18 protein-coding genes are annotated in these 26504 nt (G+C 69.2%); 9 read left to right on the forward strand and 9 right to left on the reverse strand.

The window, feature by feature from the left end:
* Positions 1–17: 17 nt before the first annotated feature.
* Entirely contained in the window at positions 18–1652 is a 1635-nt protein-coding gene (locus tag ACOQPQ_RS09135) for an acetolactate synthase (RefSeq protein WP_420639130.1), read from the reverse strand.
* A 52-nt stretch (positions 1653–1704) separates the two neighbouring features.
* Here ACOQPQ_RS09135 and ACOQPQ_RS09140 point away from each other — a divergent pair, with 52 nt between their 5' ends.
* From ACOQPQ_RS09140 to dxs, 3 genes are all read left to right on the forward strand, one after another.
* Complete coding sequence (locus tag ACOQPQ_RS09140) at positions 1705–2772, forward strand: lysylphosphatidylglycerol synthase transmembrane domain-containing protein (protein WP_420639131.1); 1068 nt, start codon at positions 1705–1707, stop codon at positions 2770–2772.
* 25 nt (positions 2773–2797) lie between these two features.
* Positions 2798–3571 (forward strand): phosphatase PAP2 family protein, encoded by a 774-nt coding sequence (locus ACOQPQ_RS09145; RefSeq protein ID WP_420639132.1) that lies wholly within the window; start codon positions 2798–2800, stop codon positions 3569–3571.
* 129 nt (positions 3572–3700) lie between these two features.
* A complete protein-coding gene (gene dxs, locus ACOQPQ_RS09150; protein WP_420639133.1) occupies positions 3701–5548 on the forward strand; it encodes a 1-deoxy-D-xylulose-5-phosphate synthase in 1848 nt (615 codons plus the stop codon).
* Positions 5549–5611: 63 nt separating this feature from the next.
* On the opposite strand, the gene ACOQPQ_RS09155 is transcribed toward dxs, so the two are convergent.
* The 5 genes from ACOQPQ_RS09155 to ACOQPQ_RS09175 all read right to left on the reverse strand — a co-directional run bounded on the left by ACOQPQ_RS09155 (position 5612) and on the right by ACOQPQ_RS09175 (position 12777).
* On the reverse strand, positions 5612–8287 hold the full coding sequence (locus tag ACOQPQ_RS09155; protein ID WP_420639134.1) for an ATP-dependent DNA helicase UvrD2: 2676 nt from the start codon (positions 8285–8287) through the stop codon (positions 5612–5614).
* A 218-nt stretch (positions 8288–8505) separates the two neighbouring features.
* Positions 8506–10203 (reverse strand): N-acyl-D-amino-acid deacylase family protein, encoded by a 1698-nt coding sequence (locus ACOQPQ_RS09160; RefSeq protein WP_420639135.1) that lies wholly within the window; start codon positions 10201–10203, stop codon positions 8506–8508.
* Positions 10204–10279: 76 nt separating this feature from the next.
* A complete protein-coding gene (locus tag ACOQPQ_RS09165) occupies positions 10280–10903 on the reverse strand; it encodes a NifU family protein (protein ID WP_420639136.1) in 624 nt (207 codons plus the stop codon).
* A 108-nt stretch (positions 10904–11011) separates the two neighbouring features.
* Positions 11012–11839: an ABC transporter permease gene (locus tag ACOQPQ_RS09170; protein WP_420639137.1), complete on the reverse strand. Its 828-nt coding sequence runs from the start codon at positions 11837–11839 to the stop codon at positions 11012–11014.
* A complete protein-coding gene (locus ACOQPQ_RS09175) occupies positions 11836–12777 on the reverse strand; it encodes an ATP-binding cassette domain-containing protein (RefSeq protein ID WP_420639138.1) in 942 nt (313 codons plus the stop codon). The genes ACOQPQ_RS09170 and ACOQPQ_RS09175 overlap by 4 nt, the downstream gene beginning before the upstream one ends.
* Before the next feature lie 87 nt (positions 12778–12864).
* Here ACOQPQ_RS09175 and ACOQPQ_RS09180 point away from each other — a divergent pair, with 87 nt between their 5' ends.
* Together ACOQPQ_RS09180 and ACOQPQ_RS09185 are read left to right on the forward strand one after the other, a co-directional pair.
* Complete coding sequence (locus tag ACOQPQ_RS09180; protein ID WP_420639139.1) at positions 12865–13581, forward strand: crotonase/enoyl-CoA hydratase family protein; 717 nt, start codon at positions 12865–12867, stop codon at positions 13579–13581.
* Positions 13582–13666: 85 nt separating this feature from the next.
* Positions 13667–14464 carry a maleylpyruvate isomerase family mycothiol-dependent enzyme gene (locus tag ACOQPQ_RS09185; RefSeq protein ID WP_420639140.1) on the forward strand — a complete coding sequence of 266 codons (798 nt, stop codon included), beginning with the start codon at positions 13667–13669 and terminating at the stop codon, positions 14462–14464.
* On the opposite strand, the gene ACOQPQ_RS09190 is transcribed toward ACOQPQ_RS09185, so the two are convergent.
* From ACOQPQ_RS09190 to ACOQPQ_RS09200, 3 genes are read right to left on the reverse strand one after another with little or no spacing between them, the layout of a single operon-like run.
* On the reverse strand, positions 14452–15300 hold the full coding sequence (locus ACOQPQ_RS09190; RefSeq protein ID WP_420639141.1) for a phytanoyl-CoA dioxygenase family protein: 849 nt from the start codon (positions 15298–15300) through the stop codon (positions 14452–14454). The two genes, ACOQPQ_RS09185 and ACOQPQ_RS09190, sit on opposite strands and share 13 nt — an antisense overlap.
* Positions 15297–16703 carry an endo-1,4-beta-xylanase gene (locus ACOQPQ_RS09195; protein WP_420639142.1) on the reverse strand — a complete coding sequence of 469 codons (1407 nt, stop codon included), beginning with the start codon at positions 16701–16703 and terminating at the stop codon, positions 15297–15299. Before ACOQPQ_RS09195 ends, ACOQPQ_RS09190 begins: the two co-directional genes overlap by 4 nt.
* Positions 16700–19156 (reverse strand): glycoside hydrolase family 3 C-terminal domain-containing protein, encoded by a 2457-nt coding sequence (locus tag ACOQPQ_RS09200; RefSeq protein ID WP_420639143.1) that lies wholly within the window; start codon positions 19154–19156, stop codon positions 16700–16702. The genes ACOQPQ_RS09195 and ACOQPQ_RS09200 overlap by 4 nt, the downstream gene beginning before the upstream one ends.
* 112 nt (positions 19157–19268) lie before the next feature.
* On the opposite strand from ACOQPQ_RS09200, the gene ACOQPQ_RS09205 reads away from it, so the two are divergent.
* From ACOQPQ_RS09205 to ACOQPQ_RS09220, 4 genes are read left to right on the forward strand one after another with little or no spacing between them, the layout of a single operon-like run.
* Positions 19269–20777: a hypothetical protein gene (locus tag ACOQPQ_RS09205; protein WP_420639144.1), complete on the forward strand. Its 1509-nt coding sequence runs from the start codon at positions 19269–19271 to the stop codon at positions 20775–20777.
* A 34-nt stretch (positions 20778–20811) separates the two neighbouring features.
* Complete coding sequence (locus ACOQPQ_RS09210; protein WP_420639145.1) at positions 20812–23133, forward strand: MFS transporter; 2322 nt, start codon at positions 20812–20814, stop codon at positions 23131–23133.
* Positions 23130–25952, forward strand: a complete 2823-nt coding sequence (locus tag ACOQPQ_RS09215) for an ABC transporter permease subunit (protein ID WP_420639146.1) — start codon at positions 23130–23132, stop codon at positions 25950–25952. The genes ACOQPQ_RS09210 and ACOQPQ_RS09215 overlap by 4 nt, the downstream gene beginning before the upstream one ends.
* The gene (locus tag ACOQPQ_RS09220) at positions 25949–26503 is read left to right on the forward strand and encodes a TetR/AcrR family transcriptional regulator (protein ID WP_420639147.1); all 555 of its coding nucleotides are present in this window, start codon (positions 25949–25951) and stop codon (positions 26501–26503) included. The genes ACOQPQ_RS09215 and ACOQPQ_RS09220 overlap by 4 nt, the downstream gene beginning before the upstream one ends.
* Position 26504: the final 1 nt, after the last annotated feature.

Below are 26504 nucleotides of genomic sequence, written 5' to 3' on the forward strand. Positions count from 1 at the left end.
CCTCCCCTCCCCGTTGCTCACCCCAGGTTGGAGCGGCGGGGGTAGGCATGTTCGGGGTCGCAGATGACGTTCACCAGGTAGGGCACACCGGCGTCGAGGGCCCGCTGGAGGGCGGGGGCGATGTCGTCGGGCCGGTGCACCGTCTCCCCGGCACCGCCGAGGGCGGCCACCACTTGGTCGTAGCGGCAGCCCGGCTGGAGATCGGCGGCCACGTCGTAGCCGTAGATTTGGCGCATGGGGTGTTTCTCCAGGCCCCAACAGCCGTTGTTGCCCACCACGATGGCCACCGGCAACCGGTGGCGCACCAGCGAGTCGGCGTCCATCAGGGAGAAGCCGGCCGCCCCGTCGCCCAACAGCAGCACCACCTGGCGGTCGGGGTGGACCACCCGGGCGGCCAGGGCGTAACCCAATCCGGTGCCCAAGCAGCCGTAGGGGCCGGGGTCCAGCCAGTGACCGGGCCGGTACGACGACACGAACCGCCCGGCGTAGGACACGAAGTCGCCGCCGTCACCGATGACCACCGCGTCGCGGTCCAGCACCCGGCGCAGCTCCCCGTACACCCGCGTGGGCAGGATCGGATCGGCGGCGGCCAGCAGGACGGCTTCCTCGGACGCTCGGGCGTCCTCCTCGGCCTCCCGAAGCCGCGTCACCCACCGGTGGCGCTCTGCGGGGTCGGCCGGGGCGGGCCCGTTGGCCAGCGCCGACATCATCTTGGTCAGGTCGCCCGCCAGCGACGCCGCGGGCTGGGCATGGCCCGACACCGACTCGGCGCTGTCGGTGAGGTGCACCACCTGGGCGTCGCCGAACCGACCGAACGACAAGCGGAAGTCCAGCGGGGTGCCCGCCACGATCACCAGGTCGGCGTCGGTGCGCAACAGCCCCCGAGTGCGGCTGAAGAACAGCTCGTGGTCGGCGGGCAGACACCCCCGCCCCAGCCCGTTGGCGAACGTGGGCAGTCGCTGGGCCTCCACCCACCCGGTCAACGCCTCCCAGGCGCCGTCCCAGTACACGTCGGAGCCCACCATCACAGCCGGGCGGCGGGCGGCGGCCACCAGGGCGGCCACCTGCTCGATCCCCTCGGCGTCGGGGGCCGCGCCCCCCGGCAGGGGCTCGTCGGGCACTGTGCCCTCGCCCTCGGCGAACAGCACGTCCATGGGGTAGTCCACGAACACCGGCCCCCGGTGGGGGGTCATGGCCGCCTGCGCAGCCCGGTAGGTGACCTCGGCCAGGTCGTCGCCCCCGGCAGCGGTGAGCGACCGTTTGGTGACCGGGGCCAGGATGGGCACGTGGTCCAGCTCCTGCAGCGAGCCCGATCCCCAGCGGGCCTCCGGCGCCCGCCCGCCCAACACCACCACCGGCGCCCCGTTGAGCCACGCGGTGGTGACCGCGCTCACCGAGTTGGTCACCCCCGGCCCGGCGGTCACCGCCGCCACCCCCGGCCGCCGGGTGAGCTTGGCCAGGGCCTCGGCGGCGAACACCGCGGTCTGCTCGTGGCGGACGTCGTAGAGGGCGACGTCGCCCCGTTTCACCGCCGCGTCGTACAGCGGGAAGATGTGGCCCCCCGACAGGGTGAACAGCTCCTGCACACCGAAGGGCGCCAGGGCCGCCAGCACCTGATCGCCCCCGTGGCCCATGACTTCTCTTGCCGGCATTCGCCTCACCGTAATATCCAACGGGCTGCGTCGGGACAATAGCCTTGGCCGGATGACCCCGAGGCCGCCTCCGACTGCGACGCGTGCCCAGAACCAGGCCACCGCCGCCACCGGCGGCCTGGGAACGACCGACAAGCACCCCGTACGCCGGATGCTCGGCGTGGTCATGCGGGTGGGCATCAGCGGGGTGCTGTTGGTGCTGTTGATCTGGCGGGCCCCGTCGTTCGACGCCGACGAAATGTGGCCCGACTTCAATTCGGCCACCCCCTTCTGGCTGGTGGCCGCGTTCGCCCTCACCGTGGCCGGCAACGTGGTGGCCACCGCCCGGTGGTACGAGGTGGCCTCGGCCCTGGGACTGCGGGTGAAGCCCCGGCGCTTGTTCTCCCACTACATGGCGGGAATGTTCATCTCCAATTTCGTCCCCACCACGGTGGGGGGCGACGTGTTGCGCATGACCCGGCTGGCCAACGACACCGACGACGGCCCCCACAGCTTCGCCTCGGTGCTGCTGGAGCGGCTGAGCGGCTGGATCGTGCTGCCGGTGTTCACCTTGCTCGGGCTGGCCCTGGACGAGGAGCTGCGGGGGCTGGGCGCCCCCACCCGGGTGGCGGCCAGCACCGCCGGACTCACGCTGCTGGCCTTGGTGCTGATCCTGATCCTGGTGGGCAACCAACGCTTCGGCCGATGGGTGAGCAAGCACAACGGTTGGGTCCGCTTCGTGAACGGGCTGCACACCGGCATCGACGAGCTGCGGGCCAAGCCCCGCGACGCCGGCCGGGTGCTGCTCACCGCCTTTGCCTACCAGGCGGTCATGCTGACCGCCGCCGGGTGCGCGGCCAAGGTGGTGGGCATCAACGGGCTGGGACCCACCGAGTTGATGGCCTTCATTCCGGCCATGCTCATCATCCAGGTGCTGCCCATCTCCCTGGGCGGGCTCGGACTCCGGGAAGGGGCCCTGGTGCTGTTCCTCCACGAGCTGGGGGTCATCGACGAACGGGCCATCGCCATGGGACTGCTGCTCTATTTCCTGACCGTGGCCGGCAGCCTGATGGGGCTGCCGACTTTGGTGTTCGGCGGCCGCCGATGGCAAAAGGCGGCGCGTTCCCGCCGGGCGCCCTGAACGACCCCACTAGCGCGCTCCCGCCTTGAGCACCGAGACCCGTCCATCCCGCCAGGGCCGACTGCGGCCCCGCTGGTACCTGGAGTTGGCGGTCATCGGGGCCTTCTACGGCATCTACTCCTGGGTGCGCAACCAGTTCGGGTCGGCGGCGGTGTCGCCGTCAGAGGCCCAGGCCAACGCCGAGCTGGTCATCGACTGGGAGCGCAGCATCGGGCTGTACTTCGAGCGCGACCTGCAGGATCTGTTCATCGGCTGGGTGTCGTTCATCCAGTTCTGGAACCTGTTCTACGGCCTCTTCCACTTTGCGGTCACCGCCATCACCCTCATCTGGCTCTACTACCGGTTTCCCCGGCACTACCCGTTCTGGCGCACCACCGGACTGTTGACCACCGGGTCGGCCCTGGTGGGCTTCGCCCTGTTCCCGCTGATGCCGCCCCGCCTGCTGTCCGTGGGAGGCACCTACGGCGGCGACCTGCCCGACACCGGCTACGTGGACACGGTGGCCGACCTGGGCGGGCTGTGGTCGTTCACCTCGGGAGCGGCCGAGCAGCTCTCCAACCAGTACGCGGCCATGCCCAGCCTGCACTTCGCCTGGAGCCTGTGGTGCTTCCTGGCCCTGCGCAAGCACCTCACCAACCCGGTGGCCAAGTGGTCCCTGGCCGCCTACCCGTGGCTCACCCTGTTCGCCATCGTGGTGACGGCCAACCACTACTGGATCGACGCCGTCGGGGGGCTCGGCGCGCTGGGGGTGGGCTGGGCCGCGGCCAAGGGCTACCACCGGCTGCGGGACCGCCGGTAGGCTCATTTGCAGTCTCGAATCGACTCGTACCAGGTGGTGTGGCCGACGGCGCTCCGGGCGACCGCTCCGGGCTATCGCCCCGGTCGATTCCGCGGTTAGCCTGGATACCCCCAAGCAATGGGAAGGGACATGGATACCAGTCTTCTTGAGAGAATCACCTGCCCCGCCGACCTTCGCCGTCTGGACGCCGACGAACTGGGCGAGCTGGCCGAGGAGATCCGCCAGTTCATCGTGGAGACGGTCCAGGCCACCGGTGGCCACCTGGGCTCCAACCTGGGTGTGGTGGAGTTGACCCTGGCCCTGCACCGGGTGTTCGACTCGCCCCGGGACATCATCCTGTGGGACACCGGCCACCAGGCGTACGTCCACAAGATGCTCACCGGGCGGACCGGGGACTTCAAGACGCTGCGCCAGCCGGGAGGGTTGTCGGGCTACCCCAGTCGGGAGGAGTCCCCCCACGACTGGATCGAGAACAGCCACGCCTCCACCGTGCTGGGCTACGCCCACGGGCTGGCCACCGCCCAGCAGGCCTCGGGGGGCGACCAGCGACGGGTGATCGCGGTGGTGGGCGACGGCTCCCTCACCGGGGGGGTGGCCTTCGAGGGGCTGAACAACCTGGGGCACTCGGGCCGCAGCGTGACCATCGTGCTCAACGACAACGGTCGGTCCTACGCCCCCACCATCTCCCGATTGTCGGAAAGCCTCATCCGGGTGCGCATGGATCCCCGCTACATCCGCACCGACAACCAGCTCCGCAAAGTGCTGAAGGACATTCCCTGGGTGGGCAACCTGGCCGGACGGGCCCTGGGGGCCACCAAGGCGGCGGTGCGGGAGATGTGGGAATCCCGCACGTTCTTCGACGAGCTGGGTATCCGCTACTTCGGGCCCTTCGACGGACACGACCTGGCCGAACTGGAACGGGTGTTCGGTCGGGTGGCCGGGCTGGACGGGCCCTGCCTGGTCCACGTGCTGACCCAGAAAGGCCGGGGCTACGCCCCCGCCGAGAACGACCCGGTCAAGAACATGCACGACACCTCCTACGCCAAGCCGGGGAGCTACACCGAGGCGTTCACCGAGGCCCTGATCAAAGAAGCCGAGTCCCGCCCCGACCTGGTGGCCATCACCGCGGCCATGCCCGACTCCACCGGTCTTCTGCCCTTCTCCGAACGCTTCCCCGATCGGTGCATCGACGTGGGCATCGCCGAGCAGCACGCCGTCACCGCGGCGGCGGGCATGGCCATGGGCGGTCTGCGCCCGGTGGTGGCCATCTACTCCACCTTCTTGACCCGAGCCATGGATCAGGTGAACCTGGACGTGGGCCTCCACGGCCAGCCGGTGGTGTTCTGTTTGGATCGGGCGGGCATCACCGGCGACGACGGCCCGTCCCACCACGGCGTGCTCGACATGGTGTTGCTCACCAAGGTTCCGGGCATGACCGTGCTGGCCCCGTCGTCCTACCAGGAACTCCAGCAGATGCTGCACGACGCCCTGGAGATCACCTCGGGGCCGGTGGCCCTGCGCTGGGCCAAAACGGCGGCGCCCTGGGTGTCCGAGGACCAGGTGGGCTACGGCCTGCGGGGCCGCAAGGTCCGAGAGGGTACCGAGGTGTGCCTGTTGGCCGTGGGCAAGATGCTGGCCCCCGCCGTGGAGGCGGCCGAGGCGCTGGAGGCCGAGGGCGTGTCGGCCACCGTGTGGGACGTGCGCTGCGTGAAGCCCCTCGACGAGGACATGCTGGCCGACGCCGCCGGCCACCGGGCGGTGGTCACCATCGAGGACGGTTGGCGCGAAGGCGGGGCGGGCAGCTCCGTCGCCGACCGGCTGGCCCATTCCGGTCGCGAGGGCCCGGTGCCCGCCATCCGGGTGCTGGGCGTGCCCAACCAGTACATCCCCCACGGCAAGCCCGACGAGATTCTGGCCGACTGCGGTCTCGACCCCACCGGCATCGCCACCGCCGCCCGCCAAGCCCTCGGGGATTGACAACCGGCCCGCGGGCTCACCACGATGCTCCCACGAGTGCATGGGCCGCGGTGACGACTCCGGCTACGAGTCGCTGAATCGACGCAGGACTTCTTTGACCGAATCTCCGTAGGCGGCCAGTTTGGCGGGACCGATACCGCGGACGGCCCGCAGCCCGGCATCGGTGGTGGGTCGGCGGGTGGCCAATTCGATGAGGGTGGCGTCGCCGAACACGATGTACGCGGGCACGTCGTCGGCCCGGCTGCGTTGGAGCCGCCAGGCCTTCAACGCGTCGAAGGCGGCCGCGCCGACAGGATCGGTGGGCGGTTGTCGGTTCGGGCGCCGGGCTGCCGCGGCCGCCGGCGGTTTGGTCGTCTGACCTGAACCCCCGGCCCTTGGCGTGGAGTACACGGCCGAGTCTGCAGCCCGTTCCGGTTCCGACGGAGGCTGGTAGCGGGTGACCAATTCGTCGGCGAATTCGGTGGGTGGGTCTCCGCAGATGAGCGTGACCGATTCCGAGCAGCGGGTGATGGCCACGTGGAACACCCGTCGCTCCTCTTCGAGGTCGCCGGCCAGGCGATGGGGCATCAATCCCTTCGACGCCTCGTACACGATCACATGGGGCCATTCCCGTCCCTTCACCCGGTGAACCGTGGCCAGTTGGACGCCGCTGGTGCCGGGATCAACCTCGTGTTCGTCGGAGAGCCATCCGGCCAGCCACCCCCGGAACCCCACCGGGTCGGGGTGCAGGTGGGCCACCGAGATGAGGGCCCGTAGGTCGTCACCGTGCGCCGACCGGTCCACCGAGCGACGGGAGGCGTCCAGTCGGGTGTCGAGGCTGCCGCCGAGACCCAACTCGTCCCGCACGGTTTCCAGCAACACTTGCGTCGTGGCACCGCCGTCTCCGTCGGCCTTCGTCCACAACCGCCTCACATCGTCGGCGAACTCTCCCACTTTGTTCGACGTGCGTTCATCCTTGATTCGATCGGCCAAGGCCTTGATCTGGGAGATGCTCCGCTGCTCGGCAATCCACTCGATGACCCGAGGAGAAATGCCTCGGGGAGGACGACGAGCCGCCGCGGCCAGCGCTCGGGCGGGAAGGGCGCGCTCGGGGGCGGTGGCAATGTCCAGCCAAGCCAGGGCGGCCGCCACCCCGGTACGGTTCAAGAACATGGGGCCCACCGGCTGGTTGGCCGGTACCCCCAACTCGCCGAGGACGATCTGGGGAACCAACAGCGTGCTGTTCACCCTGGTCAACACGGCCAGGTGGCGGGGATGAGCGCCCTCCTGCAACAGGGACTCGACAACCCGCCGCAGCTCCGGGGCCCCGTTGGCGGTGTTTCTCACCGTGATGGCTGCACGCGATCCCCCCACCGGTTTGGTCGCCAGCCCACCGCCATGGGCCTGTCCAACCGTGATCGCCGAACCAGCGGGGTCGTGGCGCAGGGGGGACGAGGTGATCTGCTTTTCGATTCGGCGGCGGTTGTGGCTGAGCAGGTTCGAGGCCGCGCCCACCACTTCGGGGGGACAGCGGTAGTTGACGTGCAGCTCATGGCGCTGCGCACCGGGAAAGTACTTGCCAAAGTCGATGAGCCACTCGGGGGAGGCGCCGGAGTAGCCGTAGATGGTCTGGTCGTCGTCACCCACCCCGAAGACGTCGGAACGGGGACCGGCCAGCAGCCGCACCAGCAGGAGATGCGCCGGCGTGAGGTCCTGAAACTCGTCCACCAACAGCAGGCCGCACACCCGCCGGGCCGCGGCCCGGGCCTCGGGATCGCTCAGCAAGATGTCGATGGCCCGGATGATCTGCTGGTCGAAGTCCACCAGTCCTTGCGCATCGAGGGTCTCCACGTAGTGCGGGGCGATCACCGAGAAGTCGGGTACGTCGGGATGAAAGTCGCGTTCGACCTCTTCGGGATTCCGCAATCCCAGCCGGGACGAGCCCAGCGCCTCCAGCCAGGGAGCAAGTTGGTCGGTCATGGCTCGCCGTTTGCGGCGGACCATCCCGTCGAGCAGGTCCCGCACCCCCCGTTCATCAACCACTTCCACCCGGTGGTGATGGCGAGGCCGGGCAAACGGTCCGGTGCCGTTGCACACGGCCAAGGCCAGGCTGTTCAGCGTGCGGACCTGCAGGCCGGGGATGTCCACCGTGCGTTCCTGCATCTCCGCCCGGGCCCGCACGTTGAACGCCACCAGGCATACCGCCCGGGGATCCACACCCAAGTGGCGCACCAAATGGCGGGCCCGCTCGGTGAGGACACGAGTCTTGCCCGACCCGGCAGGGGCCACGATGCAGGCGGGCCCTCCCCGATGGCCCACCGCCGCCCGTTGGTCGTCGGCCAGATCAGCTTGAGGAGAAGTCGCAGTGGCCACGGCCAGGCTGCCGACGGCCACATTGGCCGCCGGGATCACCCCGAGGCCGCCGGAGCCCAGTTCTTCCGGCCCGAAGGCGTCGAGGGGACCGCCGTCGCACCACGCCGGGCCTCCGTCGGTGATCACGTCGCCGGGCCCACCCGGGGCTGAGGGCCGCCCCCCTGCCTCCACGGCGAGGCGGAGCGGCTCGAATGAGAGGGGACCAGGGTCGCGTCCGTCCACCGCATTGGCCATGAGCAGATGACGGAGCACCTCGGCGGTCATGGTCAATCCCGGCGAGAGGTCCCACCACGAGGTGTGCATCACCGGATCGGCCAGGGGCACATCGCCGTCCACCTCGATCACCAACGGGATGCGCTCCACCCATATCCGCCGCAGTTCCCGCATCGCTTCGAGACGGGGTTCGGAGGGGCGAACCGTCAGCCGTCGACAATCCCCCCACTCCTCGGGCGCCTCCTGCCCCGGCCGTACCAAGACGCTCCGCCCCAGGGAGACCGGTCCCCTCACCTCGCCCCCACAGAGGGCGCGGTTCCCGCCCCGCGTGCCGGCACGGGCACACCGGACCTCTCACCACGCCGTCGGCAACGGCCGCAGGAGGACAACGGCTAGTTGCGGATGAGGGTGCCGGGGCGGGCGCCGGTGGTTTGTCCGTTTCGGAAAGTCACCTCGCCCGCACAAATGGTGGCGTCGTAGCCGCTGGCGGTCTGCAGTAGGCGTCGGGCGCCGGTGGGCAGGTCTCCCACCATCTCGGGCAGGTCCAGGCGCAGGCCCTCAAGGTCGATGACGTTGATGTCGGCACGCTTGCCGGTGTCGAGGACGCCCCGATCGTCGAAGCCGTACAGCTCGGCCGGCTCGGAGGTGAGCATCTTCACCGCCTCGGCCACCGACAGCTTGGGCCCTCGACGGCGGTCGCGCACCCAGTGCTCGAGCATGAACGTGGGCAGACTGGCATCGGAGATCACCCGGCAATGGGCCCCTCCGTCGGCCAGTCCGACCACCGACATGGGGTGCACCATCATCTCCCGCAGGTCCTCCAGATCGCCGTGGCGATAGCCGGTGAAGAACACCTGGAGCATGCCCCGTTCGCACATCAGGTCGTACAGCAACCCCAGCCGGTCCTCATCGGTGCGGTCGGCCATGGCGGCCACCGACTGGGACGGGTCGGGTTCGAACACCGGGCCACCGTCGAACGGGAACGTGGCGTGCAGGGAGTGCCGCAGGATGCCCATGGCCGGATCGCCTGGGATGTCCTCGGCCAGGATCTCCGTCCGCACCTCCGGGCGACGAAGCTCCACCAGCCGCTCCTCCAGCGGGAGGTGGTCGTGTCGACGGTACGCGGACCGCTTGGCGAACGGATTGAACTGGTCCCACCCGGCCAAGAGCCCACCGGGCCGCCCCTGCACCTGGGGAACCAACTTGGCTCCCGCCGCGTTGGCTTGCTCCACCAGCTCCATCTGCCGACGCCACTGATCGGGATTGGCGTGAACCTGGACCATGGTGAAGGTGATGGCCCGCCCGGCCTCCTCGCTCAGCCTGCGGAACAGCTCCACCTCCCGAATGGGGGCGTCGGGATCCTCGCCCATCGAACCGGCGGGCACCACCTCCACCAGGGATCGGCCGGACAGCTCGTCCATCATGGCGGCCAACTCCCGGTGGTCGGCAAACGTGCCCGGCACCGGCACCCCCGACAACGAGGTGTGCAGCGGCAGCCGATTGGTGGAGAAGGCCACCGCCCCGGCTTCGGTCCCCTCGGCCACGATGCGGGCCATCTCGGCCAGTTCGGTCTCGGTGGCCGGGCCGGTGGTCGCCCCTCGATCCCCCATCACGTAGGCCCGGACCGCCCCGTGCGGCACCTGGGCGGCCACGTCAATGGTGCGCCCCAGCCGTTCCAGCTCGTCCAGGTACTCGGGGAACGTCTCCCATTGCCAGGTGATTCCCTCCGAGAGGGCCGCACCGGGGATGTCCTCCACCCCCTCCATCAATTCGATGAGCCAGCCGTGGCGACTGGGATCGGCGGGGGCGAACCCCACCCCACAGTTGCCCATCACCGCGGTGGTGACCCCGTGCCACGCCGACGGGGCCATGATCGGATCCCACGTGGCCTGTCCGTCGTAATGGGTGTGGACGTCCACAAAGCCGGGGGTCACGTGACGACCGGTGGCGTCGATGACCTCGGCAGCGTCGGCGTCGATTCGGCGTTCGATGGCCGCCACCCGCCCCTCGGAAACGGCCACGTCGGCTTGAAAGGGGGCCGCCCCGGTTCCGTCCACCACGGTGCCCGCACGGATCAACAGATCAATCATGGCGCCATTCTGTCAGGCGCCGGCGACCACACCGGGGCCGAGGCCCGGACCTCGCGGTCGCGGCCGGCCGACGTGCTCAGGTGCGGGCGAAGTAGGGGTTGTCGCCCGCGGCGTGGTCGGTGGCGTCCACCACGTCGGTGATCTGGGGGATGGCTTCGGTGATCATCACGGTGATGCCCTCCCGCAGCGTGGCCTGGCTCATGGCGCAGCCCTGGCAGCCCCCGCCCATGGTGATGTAGGCGGTGGCCCCGTCCACCCCCAACAGGGTGGCGAACCCCCCGTGGGAGGCCAGCGATGGGTTGATGTGCTGATCGAGAAGCTGCTGGAGCTGCTCGGGGACGGTGCCGGAGAGTTCCAGATCGGCCCCGGCCAACAGATCGGGTTTGTTGGGATTGCGGATGACCAGCCCGCCCTGCATGGGGTTGTTGGGCAAATCCAGGGTGGCGCCGGTCAGCGACTCCACCGAATCCTCCGGGATCATCACGGTGAGATCGTCGACCGTGATGTGGCGGTGGCCCTCGGCACAGTTGGCGATCTCCTCGAAGGCCAGGTCGTAGGTGTAGTCGGCACCGCTGGTGCCGGTGATCTCGATGCGCAGGCCGAGGGCCTGCGGATCATCCTCGTTGTCACGGATCTCGAGCACCTTGGCAACTGCTGCTTCGGTGACCTCGAACAGTTGGGCTTCAATGGTTTCGCTCACGTCGGCCAGCCTACCCGAGGCGAGCCCCGGCCACCACGGCTCGGACACCGGTTTGGCGCCCGGCGGATCAGCCGAGTCGGATGCGGCCTCGGATTGGGGCCCGATGGATCAGCCGCGGCGGATGCGGCCCCGCAGGGACCGGAAGGCCAGCGTTTGCGCGAGTAGGGCCACCGAGCCCACGGCCAGCAGGGCCCGAGCCAACGCCCAGCCGTCCCAACCGGTGAACAGCGAGCGCATGCCCTCCAGGGCGTACGTCATGGGATTGAACCAGGTGATGGCGGCCAGCCAGTCGGTCATCACGTCGCGGCTCACCCAGGCAGTGGTCAAGAACATGAACGGGAAGAACAGCAGGAAGCTGGAGTTCACCGCCGAGGGATTCCCGGTGCGCAGGGCAATGGCGTAGGGGAAGCCGGTGTAGGCCAGCCCCCACAGGGCCCCGAAGAGCACGAACACCACCAGGCCCAGGAACCCGGTGGCCCCGAAGCTCACGCCGATCACAAAGCCCACCACGATCACCGGGATCGCCATGACCATGAACAGGGTGAAGTCGGCCACCATCAGGCCCAGCAGCAGGGCGTAGCGATTGATCGGGGTCATCAGCAGGCGGTCGAAGTAGCCCTCGGAGATGTCGATCACCAGCGAGTTGGCCCTCGACATGCCGGTCACCGCGGTCATGATGGCCACCGGCAACTGGAAGGCCTTGTAGTCGATGCCCGTCACCGATTGATCCACCAGATTCTGGATGGCGCCGATGGTCACCACCAGGAAGAACAGGGGGATCACCATGGCGGGCAGGATGGCCTCAAGATCCCGGGGCAGCAGCCGCAGCGCCCGGTTGGACACCGACGCCATGTCGCGGAAGAAGCCCGACGGTTGGGCCCGCACCACGTCGGCCGGATTCGAAGCAGTAGCAGCAGTGGGGGCGGTGGCGGTCATTCCTCCACCTCGATCCGGGCGCCGGTCAACTCCAGGAACACGTCGTCCAGCGTGGTGGGGTGGATCGACAATTCGATCACCTCGACGCCCGCGGCCGCCAGCGCCACCGCCACCGGGCTGACCACCGAGGCCCCGTCACCGGTGGCCGCGCTCACCTCGTTGCCGTACACCTCGGTGCTGGTAATGCCCGCCACCGTTTCGACGGCCTGCCGGGCGGTGTCGGGATCGCCCGCCACCCGGGCCACCACCACGTCGGACCCCACCGTGCGCTTGAGTTCGTCGGGGGTACCCTCGGCCACCAGGCGGCCCTCGTTGAGGATGCCCACCCGATGGGTCAAGGCGTCGGCCTCCTCCAGGTACTGGGTGGTCAAGAAGATGGTCATGCCCAGTTCCCGGTTCAAGCGGCGAATCTGCTCCCACACGGTGGCCCGGCTGATGGGGTCGAGGCCGGTGGTGGGCTCGTCCAGAAACAGCACCTCGGGGTTGTGCATCAGGGCGGCGGCCAGGTCCAAGCGGCGCTTCATGCCTCCCGAGTAGGTGGACACCCGGCGGTCGATGGCGCCCATCTCCAGCAGGGGGGCCAACTCGTCGATGCGGCGGTTGATGGCGGGCTTGGCCAACCCGTAGTAGCGGCCCTGGAGGGTGAGGGTCTCCCGCCCGGTGAGCTTGCCGTCCAGCGCGGCGTCCTGCAGGGCCACCCCGATGCTCAACCGCACCAGATCACCCTGGGCGACCACGTCGTAGCCCGCCACCGAGGCCGTACCCGCGGTCATCGTGGCCAACGTACACAGCATCCGCACCGCCGTGGACTTGCCCGCGCCGTTGGGCCCGAGAAAGCCGTAGACCTCGCCCGCGTCCACCTCGAGGTCGAGCGAGTCCACCGCCACCACGTCGCCGTAGGTGCGGCGCAGCCCACGGGCGGAGATTGCAGGAGGCACGGCGGTCAATGCTACCAACGCCATCGGCCCTTCACCGCGGCTGCTGCTTCATGGCTGTCGCCGCTCGATGGGATAACCTCGTCGCCGATGTCGCAAGCAATCAGCACCCCGGTGAGCTACGAAACGGCCGGGGAGGTCGCCCTGGTCCGACTGGACGACGGCAAGGTGAACGCCCTGTCCCACGAGGTCATCACCGCGTTGCACCAGGCGCTCGACCGGGCCGAACAGGAGGCCAAGGTCGTGGTCATGATCGGCCGGCCGGGCACGTTCAGCGCCGGATTCAACCTCAAGATCATGCAAGCCGGACCCGAATCGGCCCGCGATCTGTTCCGAGCGGGCATGGACCTGTTCCTCCGGCTGTACGAATTTCCCATCCCGGTGGTGGCCGCCTGTACGGGGCACGCCTTGGCGGCCGGGGCCATCTGGTTGATGAGTTGCGACGTGCGCATCGGTGCCGACGTGGACGCCAAGATCGGGCTGAACGAGGTCGCCATCGGCATGGTGTTGCCCCCGTCGGTGGTGACGTTGGCCCGCGACCGGCTGTCGGTGCGCCACGTCCAGGCTTCGGTGCTGCTGGCTCGGTTGTTCTCGCCGGCGTCAGCCGCCGATGCCGGCTACTTGGACCGGGTGGTGCCCCCCGAGGACGTGGAGGACGCCGCCTTGGCCGAGGCCGCCGGGCTGGCCGAGGGGCTCTCACTGGCGGCGTTCGCCGGCACCCGTCAGGTGATCCGCGGTCCGGTGGCCCAGTCGATCCGCCAGATGCTCGACGGCGACACCCGGTCGTTCACCGTCGGCCTGTCCTGAGGAGCGGGGCCATGAGCGGCGGTCGCCCACCCATTGGACGCCGAGGAAAGCGCCGAGGAAGGCAACGCGCAGGAGGAGGGGAAACATGAGCGATCCGGTCGTCGGTCTGTTGGAAGAAGTGTGGGCGTCCATCGGGAGCTTGGGCGCCGACTTGAGCGAGGAGCAGTGGGACACCCCCACCGAGTGCCCCGGCTGGTCGGTGCGTGATCAGGTGAGCCACATCATCGGCATCGAGCAGATGCTGCTCGGCGTGGACACCGAGCCTCCCGTCGCCGAGGGCGGGCTCGACGGGATCGCCGCCTTCAACGAAGCGCAGATCGCCCCCCGGCGGGGGCGTCCCGGGGCCGAGGTGCTGGCCGAGATGCGCGACGTCTGCGCCCAACGGTTGGAGATGCTGCGGACACTACCGGCGGAGAAATGGGACGAGGTGGGCTTCACCCCCATCGGCGAGGCCCCGTACCGCACGTTCATGCAGATCCGGGTGTTCGACTGCTGGGTCCACGAACAGGACATGCGCCGAGCCCTGGGCATCCCCGGCCACCTGGGCGGCCCGGTGGCTCAGCACTGCCTCGACTGGCACGCCCGCAACATGGGCTACGTGGTGGGCAAGAAGGCGGGCGCCCCCGACGGCACCACGGTGGTGTTCGACGTGGACGGCGACGCCGACGGCCCTCGGGCGGTGGCGGTGACCGACGGACGGGCCAAGCTGTCCGCGGTGCCCGCCGACCCCACCGTCACCGTGCATGCCGACGTGGACACCTACAACGCCGTGTGCTGCGGGCGCACCGACCCCGCCGGCGCCCTGGCCGACGGGCGGGTGACGCTTTCCGGCGACCAGGACCTCGGCCGGCGGGTGGTCTCGGCCCTCCCCTACGTCACCTGACCCCGGCCACGGTTCGCCACCCCGTCGCCCACTCCGTCCAGCACCTCCCGGTCGTCGTTGTGGCTGTGGGTGAAACCCAGTTGGCGCTCGGTGGCAATGGTGGCCTGCGACCGGAAGGCCAGGACGTAGGCCCGGCGGAACCCACCGGTGAAGTTGCCCCCCGAGCCGTGCATCACCCGCTCATTGTGAACGGTGACGTCACCGCGAGAGATCGGCACCGGCACCACCTGATCGTCGGGCAGGAGTTCGGTCCCCAGCGCGTGGGATTCACCGCGATCACCGTATTGGGGTTGGTGGGGTCGTAACGCCGCTTCCTCGACCGTGCCGGGCACAAAGCGCATGCAGCCGTTGTCGAGCGTGGAGTCGTCGATGGCCAACCACAGGGTGGCGGTTCGGGTGTCGGGCGTGTTCGGCCAATAGGCCAGGTCTTGGTGCCAGGCGAACACGGCGTCGTGCTTGTAGGGCTGCTTGGCCAGCAGTTGGTCGTAGTCGATGGCCATTCCCTCACCGCACAATTGGGTGCTGACCGAAGCAGCCCGCCGCTCGAACACGTTGTTCTGCCATTCGGGGTGGTAGCGGCGGGGCAACATCACGTTGATGATGGAGAAGTCGGCAGGATCACGCCCGTAGTCACCCGCCATGTCGCAGTAGTCCTTTCCGGGTACCTCGATCTCACGGCGCAGAAACCGGTCGTACACCACCTCCAACTCGGCCACTTCCGCTTCGGTGAGCAGGCCACGGAGATGCACATAGCCCCGAGTGGCGAAGTGTTCCTTCTCCTCGGCGGTCACCTGGTAGACGTCGCCGCGAATGCGATTGCTGATCTGGGGGTTCATGGTGTGGTGGCCAATCCGTGCAGGAACGCGTAGTAGGCGGGCTTGGGTTCGAGGTTCCGATCAAACAGCAACGGCTGGTTGGGGGCAGCGGCGTCGAACGGCGGGAAGTGATCCAGCCAGGTGTCGGTGTCGGCTGCTCCCCAGAACATGACGGCCCGAACCGCGGGCACCGACGCCAAGACCTCGGCGCAGCGGTGGTAGGCCTCGGCTTGGGCGCCCAGCGGATCGTCCCGGTCGGCGAACAGGCCGATGCGCATGTCCATCTCGGTGATCTCGATGAACACGCCCAGATCCTCGATGCGGCGAAGGTAGTCGCGCAGCTCGACGGGATCGGGCACCGACATGAGTTGGTGGCCCTGAATCCCGATGCCGTCGATGGGCACCCCTTGGCCGATGAGCTTCTCGGCGAACCGGTGGAACTGCTCGCCGCCAACGTCGTTGTACTGATTGGCCGGGATCTGCTCGTTGAGCACGAGGTCGACCTCGGTGTCCACCGATCGGGCCATGGCGAACGCTTCGGCCACGTAGTCGTCACCCAGGTGATCGGAGAAGACGTTGCGGTCGAGGCCCTCGCCCCCGTAGGCCATGGGCTCGTTCACCACATCCCAGGCGGCCACTTGGCCGCGGTAGCGGTTGAGCACCGTATCGATGTGCTCCCCCATGAGCTGTCGCAGCGTGGCCGTGGGGTCGGAGGCGGCCCGAATGGTGGCCTCCAGATCGGTGGGGCGCCCGGCCCGGCCCCAGATCAACGTGTGGCCCCGCAGGCGCAAGTCGTGGCGTTGCGCGTAGCGGACGAAGGCGTCGGCCACCGAAAAGTCGTACTCCCCCACCCGCTTGGCCAGCGTCCCCCACTTGAAGGCGTTCTCGGCTCCCACCTGGTTGAACTCCCGGGGCACCAGCGCGTCGGCGCTGGGCAGGCTCGGGGTGGCGATGGCCGCCCCCACATGGAGGCCCCGGTCGGCGGCCACCTGCCGCAGCGGCCGCCCTTCGGATGCCTCCAGGGCCTGCTCACGCCACCACTCGTGCGAGGGGGACTCGGCCGGCGCCAGGTAGCCCACCCGCGGGTGGGCCGGTGGGCCGCCGGTCGAGCGCGTGCCGCCCGCGGTGAACTGGGTCAGCACCGACATGGCCATCAGATCGCCCTCGATCCGCATCCGGCCCTCCATGAAGGCCTTCATCGAGTCGGCCTTGCCCGAGAAGATCAGCACGGCATCGTCGGCGTCGGCCACCACCGTGGAGACCGCCTCTCCGGCACCCACCCGCAGGTCGCACTGCCCGTCCACCACCACCAGGCGGTACGTACCCTCCGGCTCGCACACGAACTGAAAGGTGGCGGTGAAGTCGGCGTCGGACGCGTTGACGGCCTGCTCGACCTGCTCGAGGATGGCTCGCACGGTGGTCACGGGATCGTGACTCTCTCGCTCGAGCGCACGTCGACCGCCGACGCGGCCACCACGACTCGGTACTCGCCCGGATCGACCACCCAGCCATGGTGTTCGGGATCCCAGCGGGCAAAGGCCCGCCGGCGTAGCCGGATCACCGCCGTGACGGTGGCCCCCGGCTCGACGTGGACTTTGGCGAACCCGGCCAACTCCTTGGGCGGACGCGACACCACCGGGTCGATGGCCCCGACGTACACCTGCACCACGTCGCTGCCCGCCCGACCGCCGGTGTTGGTGACCGGCACCTCCACGGTGAGGTCGGTCCATTCACCGGTGATGTTGGGCGCGCCCCAGTAGAAGGTGGTGTACGACCCCCCGTGCCCGAACGGGATCATCGGCTCGACCCCCCGGGCGTCGTAGGACCGGTAGCCCACGAACACCCCTTCGCCGTAACGGACCACACCCGCCTCGCCCGGATAGTTGAGGTAGGCCGGGGTGTGCCGCTCGTCGGCCGCCCAGCTCGTGGGCATACGACCGCCGGGCTCAGCGGCGCCCAGCAGCACGTCGGCAATGGCCGGTCCGGCCTCTTGGCCCGGATACCACGCAATCAGCGTGGCGGCGGCGTCATCGAGCCAGGGCAGGGTCATGGGCGCACCGCAGTTCAGCACCACCACCGTTTGCGGGTTGGCGGCCATGACCCGCTGCACCAGCTCGTCTTGACCGTTGGGCAGCGAGATGGCGTCTCGGTCCGCTCCCTCCGACTCCCACTCCGCGGTGCTCCCCACCACCACCACGGCGGTGTCGGCGCGCCCGGCAAGGTGCTCCGCTTCGACCAGCCGCGCGTCGCGATTGTCCCCGGCGAGTTCAGCCCCCACGTCCACCAGGCAGACCCACTGCCCTCCTTCTCGGGGGAAATGGTCGAGGCGGACCCGGTAGGTGACGCCCGCTTCCAGATCCACGTAGCCCTCACCGCCCTTCAGCCCGAGACCGGCAGAAAACGGGCTCTCCTGGTTGTCAGCCACCAAGGTGTCGTCGACAAAGAGCTGGGCATGAGCGAAACCGATGGCGCACAACCGGTGACGGCCGCCGGTGGGCGGCGTGAGGGAAAAGCTCATGCGGACGCTCATCGCATCATGGCCCTCGGGCCAGCTCTCACCGAACCACACGTTGAACACCCCGTCCCGCTCTTCGACGGCGAAGGGTTCCCCGCTGACCTCGAAGCCGTCGTGGAGTTCGATGCGCACCCTCTCGCTCCCGATCCAATCGGCCGGCACCGACGCCGCCGAACGAGCCATGTCGATACCCGGAGCGACGCCGACGAGCCGATCGCCCAGGCGTTGCCCCATTTCCTCGAGCACGGTGGTGGTCCGGTGCGGGGACAAACTGGCGGAGCCGCCGCCCAGAACGGCCGTTTCGGCAACCCCGGCCCCGATCAGGGCCACCGTGCCCTCGCCGTCGAGGGGGAGCACACCGTCGGCGTTGGCCACCAACACCATTGATTCCGTCGCCGCCCGGCGGGCCAGGGCGCGGTGCTCGGGCCGCTCCACGGTCGCTTCGTCGTGGCTGGTGGGGGTGTCGAGGCGTCCCGCCCACTCGAGAAAACGAAGGATGCGCCGGACCTTGTCGTCCACGTCGGCATCGTCCACCTCACCGGCGCGAACGGCCCGGAGCAACTGGTCCCGGCCCCAATACCGACCGGGGCCGGGCATCTCCAGGTCGAGCCCCCACCGGGCCGGGGCCACGGTCTCCTTGAGCGACCCCCAATCGGACACCACAAAACCCGCAAAGCCCCATTCACGCTTGAGAAGGTCGACCAGCAACTCGGGGTGGGCACAGGCGTGGTGCCCGTTGACGAAGTTGTAGGCCCCCATGACCGACCGGACCTCGGCCTCGATCACGGCCGCCTCAAAGGGGGGGAGGTAAATCTCCCGAAGAGTGCGCTCGTCCACCTGCACGTCAATGGTGAAGCGCTCGTGTTCCTGGTCGTTGGCCACGAAGTGCTTGACACAGGCCCCCACCCCCTGGCTCTGCACACCGATGATGTAGGCCACCGCGATACGAGAACTCAGCTCGGGGTCTTCGCTGTAGGACTCGAAGTGGCGTCCGCCGCGGGGTGAGCGGTGCAGGTTGACCGTCGGGCCCAGAACCACGTCCACCTTGCGGTCGTTGGCCTCGACCCCGAGCGCCTGGCCTACCTGCTCCACGAGAGCGGGGTTCCACGTGGCGGCCAACGCCGTCGGGCCCGGTACCACCAGGCCCGGACCAACCGTTCGCCCCCGGACTCCGACCGGCCCGTCGCTGAGACACCAGTCGGGGATGCCCAGGCGGGCACAACCCGGCACGGTCCACGCGTCGGCCCCGTGCACCATCATGCACTTCTCCTCGAGCGTCAATGCCGACAGGCGGTGCTCGATGGTTTCTTCGGCACTGCTTTCGCCAGCGGAGGCGGTGGGTTCATCTGGAGTGGTGGCCATGGGCTTCCCGCCTACAACAGTTCTGGACGACGTGAGATACCAACGGTACATTTGTCGCGCAGTCGCCGCACTGACCAACGCGGCGCACCCAGGACAACAGGAGGGGGCAACCATGCGCCACCAACGCCTCGGGCTCGCCGCCGTCGCACTCGTCACCGGTCTCGCGCTGGTGGCGGGAGCGTGCAGCACCGGCAATGACGAGTCCGGTACCGCCGATCCCCCGACGGAGGCCACGGCCGCCCCGGCTCCCGCACCGCCCGACGAGGCCCCGGCGGACGAAACCCCATCCGACGCCGGCGAGCCGACCGAGGACGGGGCAGAGGTCGAAGCACCCGCCGCAGCCGACGACGTCACCGAGGCGCCGGCGGCCGCGGACCCCGACCAACCGGATCCCGAGCCGGAACCGGAGCCGGAGGTCGAGCGGACGGCCAGCTTCCGAGGGGTCACCGCCGACACCATCGACATCGGGGTCGGCTTCTGGGACACCACGGTGTTCGGGTTCGGCTTCTTCGGCGATACCGAGGCCGTTTGGGCGGCGCTCACCGACGCCGTCAACGCCCGGGGAGGGGTGAACGGCCGCAGCCTCGTGCCGACCATCGCCGGGTTCAACCCCGCCGACAACGCGGGCATGCTCGAGGCCTGCATCGCGCTCACCGAGGATGCCGAGGTCTTTGCCGTGCTCGGCGGCATGCGGGGCGACGCCAACTTCTGTGTCTTCGAACAGCACGAGACCATCCATCTGGGATCGCAGGTGTACGTCGGCGAGGAGGCGCTGGAGCGGGCCAGGGCACCGATCGCGGGGTTCTTCCCCAGCGGGGACGGCCGGGAAGCGGCATTCATCGCCGCCCTCGATGATCGAGGCTGGTTCGATGATGCCACCGCGGTCGGGGTCCACTACGACGGAGCCGACGTCGAGGAGCAGTTGGGCGACGCCGTCAACGGTGCGCTGACCGCCGCCGGCGTCGATCTCGACCTGGTGCTCAGCCTCGATGATCTGGGCGTGGACGCAGACACCATGGAAGCCCAGATAGAGGTCATGCAGGAACTGGCCCGGTCCAACAACATCAGCCATATGGTGATCATCGGGCCCGCGGCCACCGCCCTCATCACTTATGGCGATCTGGATATGGACCTGGCGGCGGTGGATTCGCAGAACTTCACCACCGCCATCATGCAGGGCATCGATCCCGCCCAACTCGACGGCACCGTGTCCAGCGCGCTGCGAGCCGACTCGCCGACCGACCCCATCGACCCGATCTCCCAACAGTGCCTCGACGACGTGCAGGCCGCCCTGCCCGATGCCCGCTTCGAGCGACCCGGTCCGGGGGTGGAGAATTCCGCCGACGACCCCAACTACTGGCCCTACACCATCCTGGCCTGCCGCGACCTGGAGCTGTTCGTGCAATCGGCCACCGCGGCGGGGGTCCACCTCACCAACGACTCCTTCCGGGTCGGCTTGGAGTCGCTCACCAATTTGGCCCTGCCCGAGATTCCCTACGCGTCCTACGGGCCGGGCAAGTACAACGGCAGCGACACGTTCCGGTTGGTCCTCTTCGACGCCGACGCCGACGAGGACGGCGAGCTCGTGCCGCTGGGAGACCCCATCGACCTGACCCCGTGATGCACCGCGGCACCGCCCCATAGCCGGACCGGGCATGGATCAACGCGACCTGTCGGACATCTCCCAGGCCCTGCTGGCCGAGCAGGCTCAGCGGGAGGCCGAGGGCGCCGCCACCGACCACGTCGAGGTCCGACGAGACGAGGAACTCCCCGGAGTGGGCGATGCCCCCCTGACGTTTCGGGCGGGTATCGCCGCGGGCGGGTTCGGGGTCATCGGCGTGCTGGGCACCCTAGACGCGGTGGACGCCCTGCAGATCGCCATCCCGTCGCTGCTCGGTCCCGAAATCCAGGACAGCCTGAACGTCTCCGACGCCGGCTTGGCCGTCATCGGGGTCGGCGGGCTGATCTCCTCCACGCTGTTCGCCGTTCCCATGGGCCGGCTGGCCGACCGGGTGAACCGGATGCGGCTGGTGGGTGTGGCCACCCTGCTGTGGAGCCTGGCCATGTTCACCCGGGGCTTCCAGGCCACCGCCCTGGGGTTCTTCCTGGTCGGGGTGCTCATCGGCGTGGGCACGTCCAACACGTTCCCGGTGCAGGGCGCGGTCCTGGCCGACGCCTACCCCATTGCCGCCCGAGGCCGCATCTACGCGGTCAAGAACGTGCTCGGGCGGGCCGGGGAACGCATCGCCCCCCTGCTGGTCGGCGGCCTGATGCTGCTGGTGGACGACAACTGGCGCTGGGCCTACTGGGTGTTCGCCTGGCCCACGGTGGCTCTCGGGATATGGGCGCTGTTCGTGAAGGATCCCCCGCGGGGCCAGTACGAACAGTTGTCCACGATCGGCGAGGTCATGGCCGAGGACCCCGATCAGCCCCGGGTCTCGCTGGCGGCAGTGTGGCAACGGCTCATGGCCATCCGCACCCTGAAGCTGGCCTGGATCGCCTTCAGCGTCATCGTCTTCTCCCAGATCGGGGCGGGCTTTCTGGTGAACCTCTTCCTTGAGGACCGCTGGGGCCTGTCCCCGTTCGAGCGGGCGATGATCGCCTTCGTGCCCGGCATGCTCGCCTTCGCCGCCGCGCCGTGGGCCGCGGGCAAGTACGACCGCCTCTACAGCCAGAGCCCGGCCAAGGCGCTGGCCTGGGTGGGGGCGCTGTTCTTTCCCATCGCGGTGGCCGTGCCCATTCAGTTCTTCATGCCCCACCCGGTGGCGTTCGCCGCGGTGGGCATCATCCCGTCGGTGCTCGGCGTGGTGGTTTTCGGCATGATCTCGCCGTTGTTCGTGGGCATCGTGCCCTATCGCCTCCGGGCTCAGGCCACGGCGCTGTCGATGATGGTGATCTTCCTGGGCGGCGGGGTGCTGGGGCCCATCGTGGCCGGGTTGTTGTCCGACGCGACCGACGAGCGCACCGCCATCCTCATCGTGGCCGTGCCGTTCAAGATTCTCGGGGGGATCCTGCTCATCTGGGGGGCACGCCACATCCGCCGCGACCTGTCGCTGGTCGTGGACGAGATCGAAAAGGACAAGGCCGACCGGCAGTGGCGCCAAGACCACCCTGACGAGCTTCCGGCGGTGTCGCTGCGCGACGTCGATTTCTCCTACGGCCCCGTGCAGGTGCTCTTCGGCATCGACCTCCACGTCGACCGGGGGGAGGCCCTGGCGCTGCTCGGCACCAACGGGGCCGGAAAATCCACCATCCTGCGGGTCATCAGCGGCTTGGCCGTGCCCTCCCGGGGAGTGGTCTGGCTCCACGGCCGCGACATCACCCTGACGTCGCCCCAGACCCGGGTGGACCTCGGCATACAGCAACTGCCCGGCGGCAAGGCCGTGTTTCCGACCCTGTCGGTCATCGACAACCTCCGTACCGCCGGGTGGACGCTCCGCAAGGACCGCCGCCGGTTGGCCGACCGGATCGAGGGCGTCCTGGAGTCGTTCCCCGTGCTGGCCGAACGACACCACGATCCCGCCGGCTCCCTGTCGGGCGGTCAACAGCAGATGCTGGCGTTGGCCATGGTGCTGATCCACGAGCCCGACGTGCTGCTCATCGACGAACTCTCCTTGGGGTTGGCCCCTGCGGTGGTGGGCGATCTGCTCGATCTGGTGGAACAGCTCAAGGCCCGAGGTCAAACCATGATCATCGTGGAGCAGTCGCTGAACGTGGCGGCCGCCATCGCCGATCGGGCGGTGTTCATCGAAAAGGGTCACGTGCGCTTCGACGGTCCCACCGCCGAACTGGCCGCCCGGGGCGACATTGCCCGGGCCGTGTTCCTCGGAGGGGCGAGCCAGGCCACCGGCGCCGGCAGTCCCGACCCCGCGGGTGAGCCAGGCCCCGCCGGCAGTCCCGACCCCGCGGGTGAGCCCGACCTCGGAGGCGACTCCGACAACGGAGGTGACCTCGACAACGGAAGTAGCGGCCGGTGATCCTGGCGTTGACGGTGAGCCGCCAGTTCGTGTTCATCGGCGCCATCGAAGGGTTGGCCTACGCCTTGCTGGCGTTGGGGGTGATCCTCATCTACCGCTCCAGCCGCACCATCAACTTCGCCGTGGGCGCCGCCGGGGTGTTGGCCGCCCAGGTCATGTCCCAGGTGGTGATCCGTTACGGCGCCCCCTACTGGGCGGGGTTCGCGGTGGCCCTGGCCACCGGCGCGGCCTTCCTGGCCGTGGCCGAGTTGACGGTGGTACGGCGGTTGTTCACCGCCCCTCGGGTGATTCTGTTGGTGGCCACCATCGGGCTCTCCCAGTTGGCCGAGGCACTCATGTTCGCCCTGCCCGAGCCGTCGGTGGAAGAGAACCGGCGCGACTTCCCCTCGCCGTGGACCACCGAGTACGAGTGGCTGGGCGTGCGCATCGTGGGGAGCGAGCTGTTGCTGCTCGTGGCGTCGGCCACCGCGGTGGTGGCGCTGGCCCTGTGGATGGCGCGATCGGCGTGGGGTCGAGCCATCCGGGCCTCGGCTGCCGATCCCGACCGTGCCCGTCTGGCCGGGATCAACCCCGGCACCGTCTCCACCATCGTGTGGACGCTCACCGGCACGTTTGCCGCTTTGGTCACCGTGCTGCTGGAGGCGGGCAGCACCCGGGCCTTCATCGGTGCCAGCCCCGGCTACTCGCTCATGACCCGGGTGCTGGTGGTGGCGGTGTGCGCGTCGTTCCTGCATTTCGGCCGGGCCGTGACCGCGGGGATCATCTTCGGGATCATCGAGGCCATCGTGCGGGTGAACTACCCCCTCGACTTGGGGCGGTTCGAAGCCGTACTCCTGGTGGCCGCAGTGATCGCGGTGTTCGTGACCACCCGGCGGGACTCCGGCGACGAACGGGAGTCGTTCAGCTTCGCCCCCCGGGTCCGACCCATCCCGCCGTCGGTGCGCGAGGTGTGGTGGGTGCGCCACCACACCCGCATCCTGGGCACCGTCGCGGTGGCCGTCGCCGCCATCATCCCGGTGATCATCACCGCGGCCAGCCGGACTTTCCGCTTCAGCGAGATCATCCTGGTGGCCCTGGCCGCCCTGTCGCTGGTGGTGCTCGGAGGCTGGAGCGGTCAGATCTCCCTCGGCCAGGGCGCCTTCGCCGGGCTGGGGGCGCTGACCACCGCCGCCCTGGTTTCCGGTCGGGATCTGGGCCTGGGTGCCGCCGGCCTCGACGTGTCGGTGCCGATTCCCGAACTGCATTTCCTCTTGGCGGTGGTGGTGGCCACGGCGGCCACCGCCGTGGTGGCGGTGATCATCGGGCTGGGGGCGTTGCGGGTACGCGGCCTGTTGCTGGCGGTCATCACCCTGGCGTTCGCGGTGAGCGCCGAGAAGTTCTTTTTCCGACGGCCGTTCCTGAGCGACAACAGCACCACCTCGGCCCTGCTCGAGCGAGCCTCCCTCGGGCCGGTGGACCTGGCCCCCCAGCGCACCTACTACTACCTGGCCCTGGGCGCCCTCATCGTGGGCATCGTGTTTGTGGCCCGCCTGCGACGAACCGGTGTGGGACGGAGGATCATCGCCACCCGGGAGAATCCCGACGGTGCGGCCTCGTTCACCGTCTGGCCGACCGGGGCCAAGATCACCGCTTACGCGGTGAGCGGCGGCATCGCCGGATTCGCCGGGGCGCTCCTCGGTGGGTTGTACGCCACCATCCTGTTCTCGTTCTTCTCGGCCGGACGGTCCATCGAGATTCTGGCGGTGGCGGTGATCGGTGGCATCGGCTCGGTGGCCGGGCCGGTGCTGGGGGCGTTGTGGGTGGTGGGCCTGCCCGCGTTCTGGCCGGACTCCCCGACCGTCGCCCTGCTCACCAGCAGCCTCGGCATCCTGATCCTGCTGATGTACGTGCCCGGAGGGTTCGTGCAGCTTTGGTACTTGGCTCGTGACGGCTTGTTGCGGTGGTACGCCCAGCGACGACCCGAACAGCCCGCGCCTGCGATCACGATCCCCCGACGGGATCCGGTTCCGGCCCCGCCCCACGACACTGCCCTGGCCGCCACCGGGGTCGCGGTGCGATTCGGGCCCCGGGTTGCCGTGAACCAGGTGGATTTGCGGGTGGCCCACGGCGAGATCGTCGGTCTGATCGGCACCAACGGTGCGGGCAAGACCACGTTCATGAACGCGGTGGCCGGTCTGGTACCCGCCCGGGGAACGGTCATGATCTACGGCACCGACGTGTCGTCGCTCCCCTCCCACCGCCGCCACGCGCTCGGGTTGGGACGGACGTTCCAGGCGGCGCCGCTGTTTCCCGACCTCACCGTGCAGGAAACCGTCCAGGTGGCCCTGGAGTCCGGCCAAACCACCCGGTTTGTGCCCGCGGCCGTGCCCGGTTTGGGCGGGGCCGCCCACGAGCGCCGCCAGGCAGCCGCTGCTCGTGACCTGATCGACTTCCTCGGCCTGGGCGACTACGCCAACTCCTTCGTGGCCGAGCTGTCCACCGGCACCCGACGCATCGTGGAGCTCACCTGTCTGGTGGCCGGAGGGAACCGCCTCTTGTGCCTCGACGAGCCCACCGCCGGCGTGGCCCAGCGCGAAGCCGAAGCCCTGGTGCCGCTGTTGCACGGCATTCGGCGGGAACTGGACGCCTCGGTGCTGATCATCGAGCACGACATGCCCATGATCACCGCCATCAGCGACCGCATCTATTGCCTGGAACAAGGGACCGTCATTGCTGAGGGTCTCCCGGAGGACGTGCGCGACAATCCCCAGGTGATCGCCGCCTATCTGGGAACCGACGAACGGGCCATCGCCCGCTCCGACGTCGGGGCGGCCCCGTGACCGCCTTCGCCGACCCTCCGATCACGGCCAAAGCGGAGGCCACCCGCAGCCACCTCCTGGGTCTGGCCACCGAGCTGTTCGTCCGACGGGGCTATGCCGCGGTGACGCTGGATGACATCGCCGGGGCCGCCGAGCTGACCAAGGGCGCCATCTACGGTCACTTCCGGTCCAAAGGGCAGTTGCTGGTGGAGGTGATCCGCCGCCTCCAGGGCCAGCTCGACGACAACATCCGCTTCGGGGACGACTACCAGCTCTTCCTGCGCCCCGAGAGCGCCGATCTGCGACTGCTACTGGTGGACGCCGCGTCGGCGGCCCGCCATGACCCCGACGTGGCCGCGGGAATCGAGGAGATCTACTCGGCCCGCAACCGCTGGCTGCTCGACAACCTGGCCCACGCCTACCACGACCCCGACACCGTCTTGTTCATCATCAGCGCCTTGTCCAACGGCATCGGGGTCGAGGAGGCCTTCGCCCGCCCGACCCCCAGCACCGACGTCTTCCGCCGTACGCTGCACACCATGCTGGACGCCGTGGTCAAGAAACCCGCGTGAC

Source organism: Candidatus Poriferisocius sp. (assembly GCF_965219775.1).
GTDB lineage: Bacteria > Actinomycetota > Acidimicrobiia > Acidimicrobiales > Bin134 > Poriferisocius.

Excerpts from the sequence above, each read along its gene's own strand:
- ACOQPQ_RS09135 (WP_420639130.1), bottom strand. The coding sequence starts at position 1,652 with ATGCCGGCAAGAGAAGTCATGGGCCACGGGGGCGATCAGGTGCTGGCG.
- ACOQPQ_RS09140 (WP_420639131.1), top strand. The coding sequence starts at position 1,705 with ATGACCCCGAGGCCGCCTCCGACTGCGACGCGTGCCCAGAACCAGGCC.
- dxs (WP_420639133.1), top strand. The coding sequence starts at position 3,701 with ATGGATACCAGTCTTCTTGAGAGAATCACCTGCCCCGCCGACCTTCGC.
- ACOQPQ_RS09155 (WP_420639134.1), bottom strand. The coding sequence starts at position 8,287 with ATGCGGGAACTGCGGCGGATATGGGTGGAGCGCATCCCGTTGGTGATC.
- ACOQPQ_RS09160 (WP_420639135.1), bottom strand. The coding sequence starts at position 10,203 with ATGATTGATCTGTTGATCCGTGCGGGCACCGTGGTGGACGGAACCGGG.
- ACOQPQ_RS09170 (WP_420639137.1), bottom strand. The coding sequence starts at position 11,839 with ATGACCGCCACCGCCCCCACTGCTGCTACTGCTTCGAATCCGGCCGAC.
- ACOQPQ_RS09180 (WP_420639139.1), top strand. The coding sequence starts at position 12,865 with ATGTCGCAAGCAATCAGCACCCCGGTGAGCTACGAAACGGCCGGGGAG.
- ACOQPQ_RS09185 (WP_420639140.1), top strand. The coding sequence starts at position 13,667 with ATGAGCGATCCGGTCGTCGGTCTGTTGGAAGAAGTGTGGGCGTCCATC.
- ACOQPQ_RS09190 (WP_420639141.1), bottom strand. The coding sequence starts at position 15,300 with ATGAACCCCCAGATCAGCAATCGCATTCGCGGCGACGTCTACCAGGTG.
- ACOQPQ_RS09200 (WP_420639143.1), bottom strand. The coding sequence starts at position 19,156 with ATGGCCACCACTCCAGATGAACCCACCGCCTCCGCTGGCGAAAGCAGT.
- ACOQPQ_RS09205 (WP_420639144.1), top strand. The coding sequence starts at position 19,269 with ATGCGCCACCAACGCCTCGGGCTCGCCGCCGTCGCACTCGTCACCGGT.
- ACOQPQ_RS09210 (WP_420639145.1), top strand. The coding sequence starts at position 20,812 with ATGGATCAACGCGACCTGTCGGACATCTCCCAGGCCCTGCTGGCCGAG.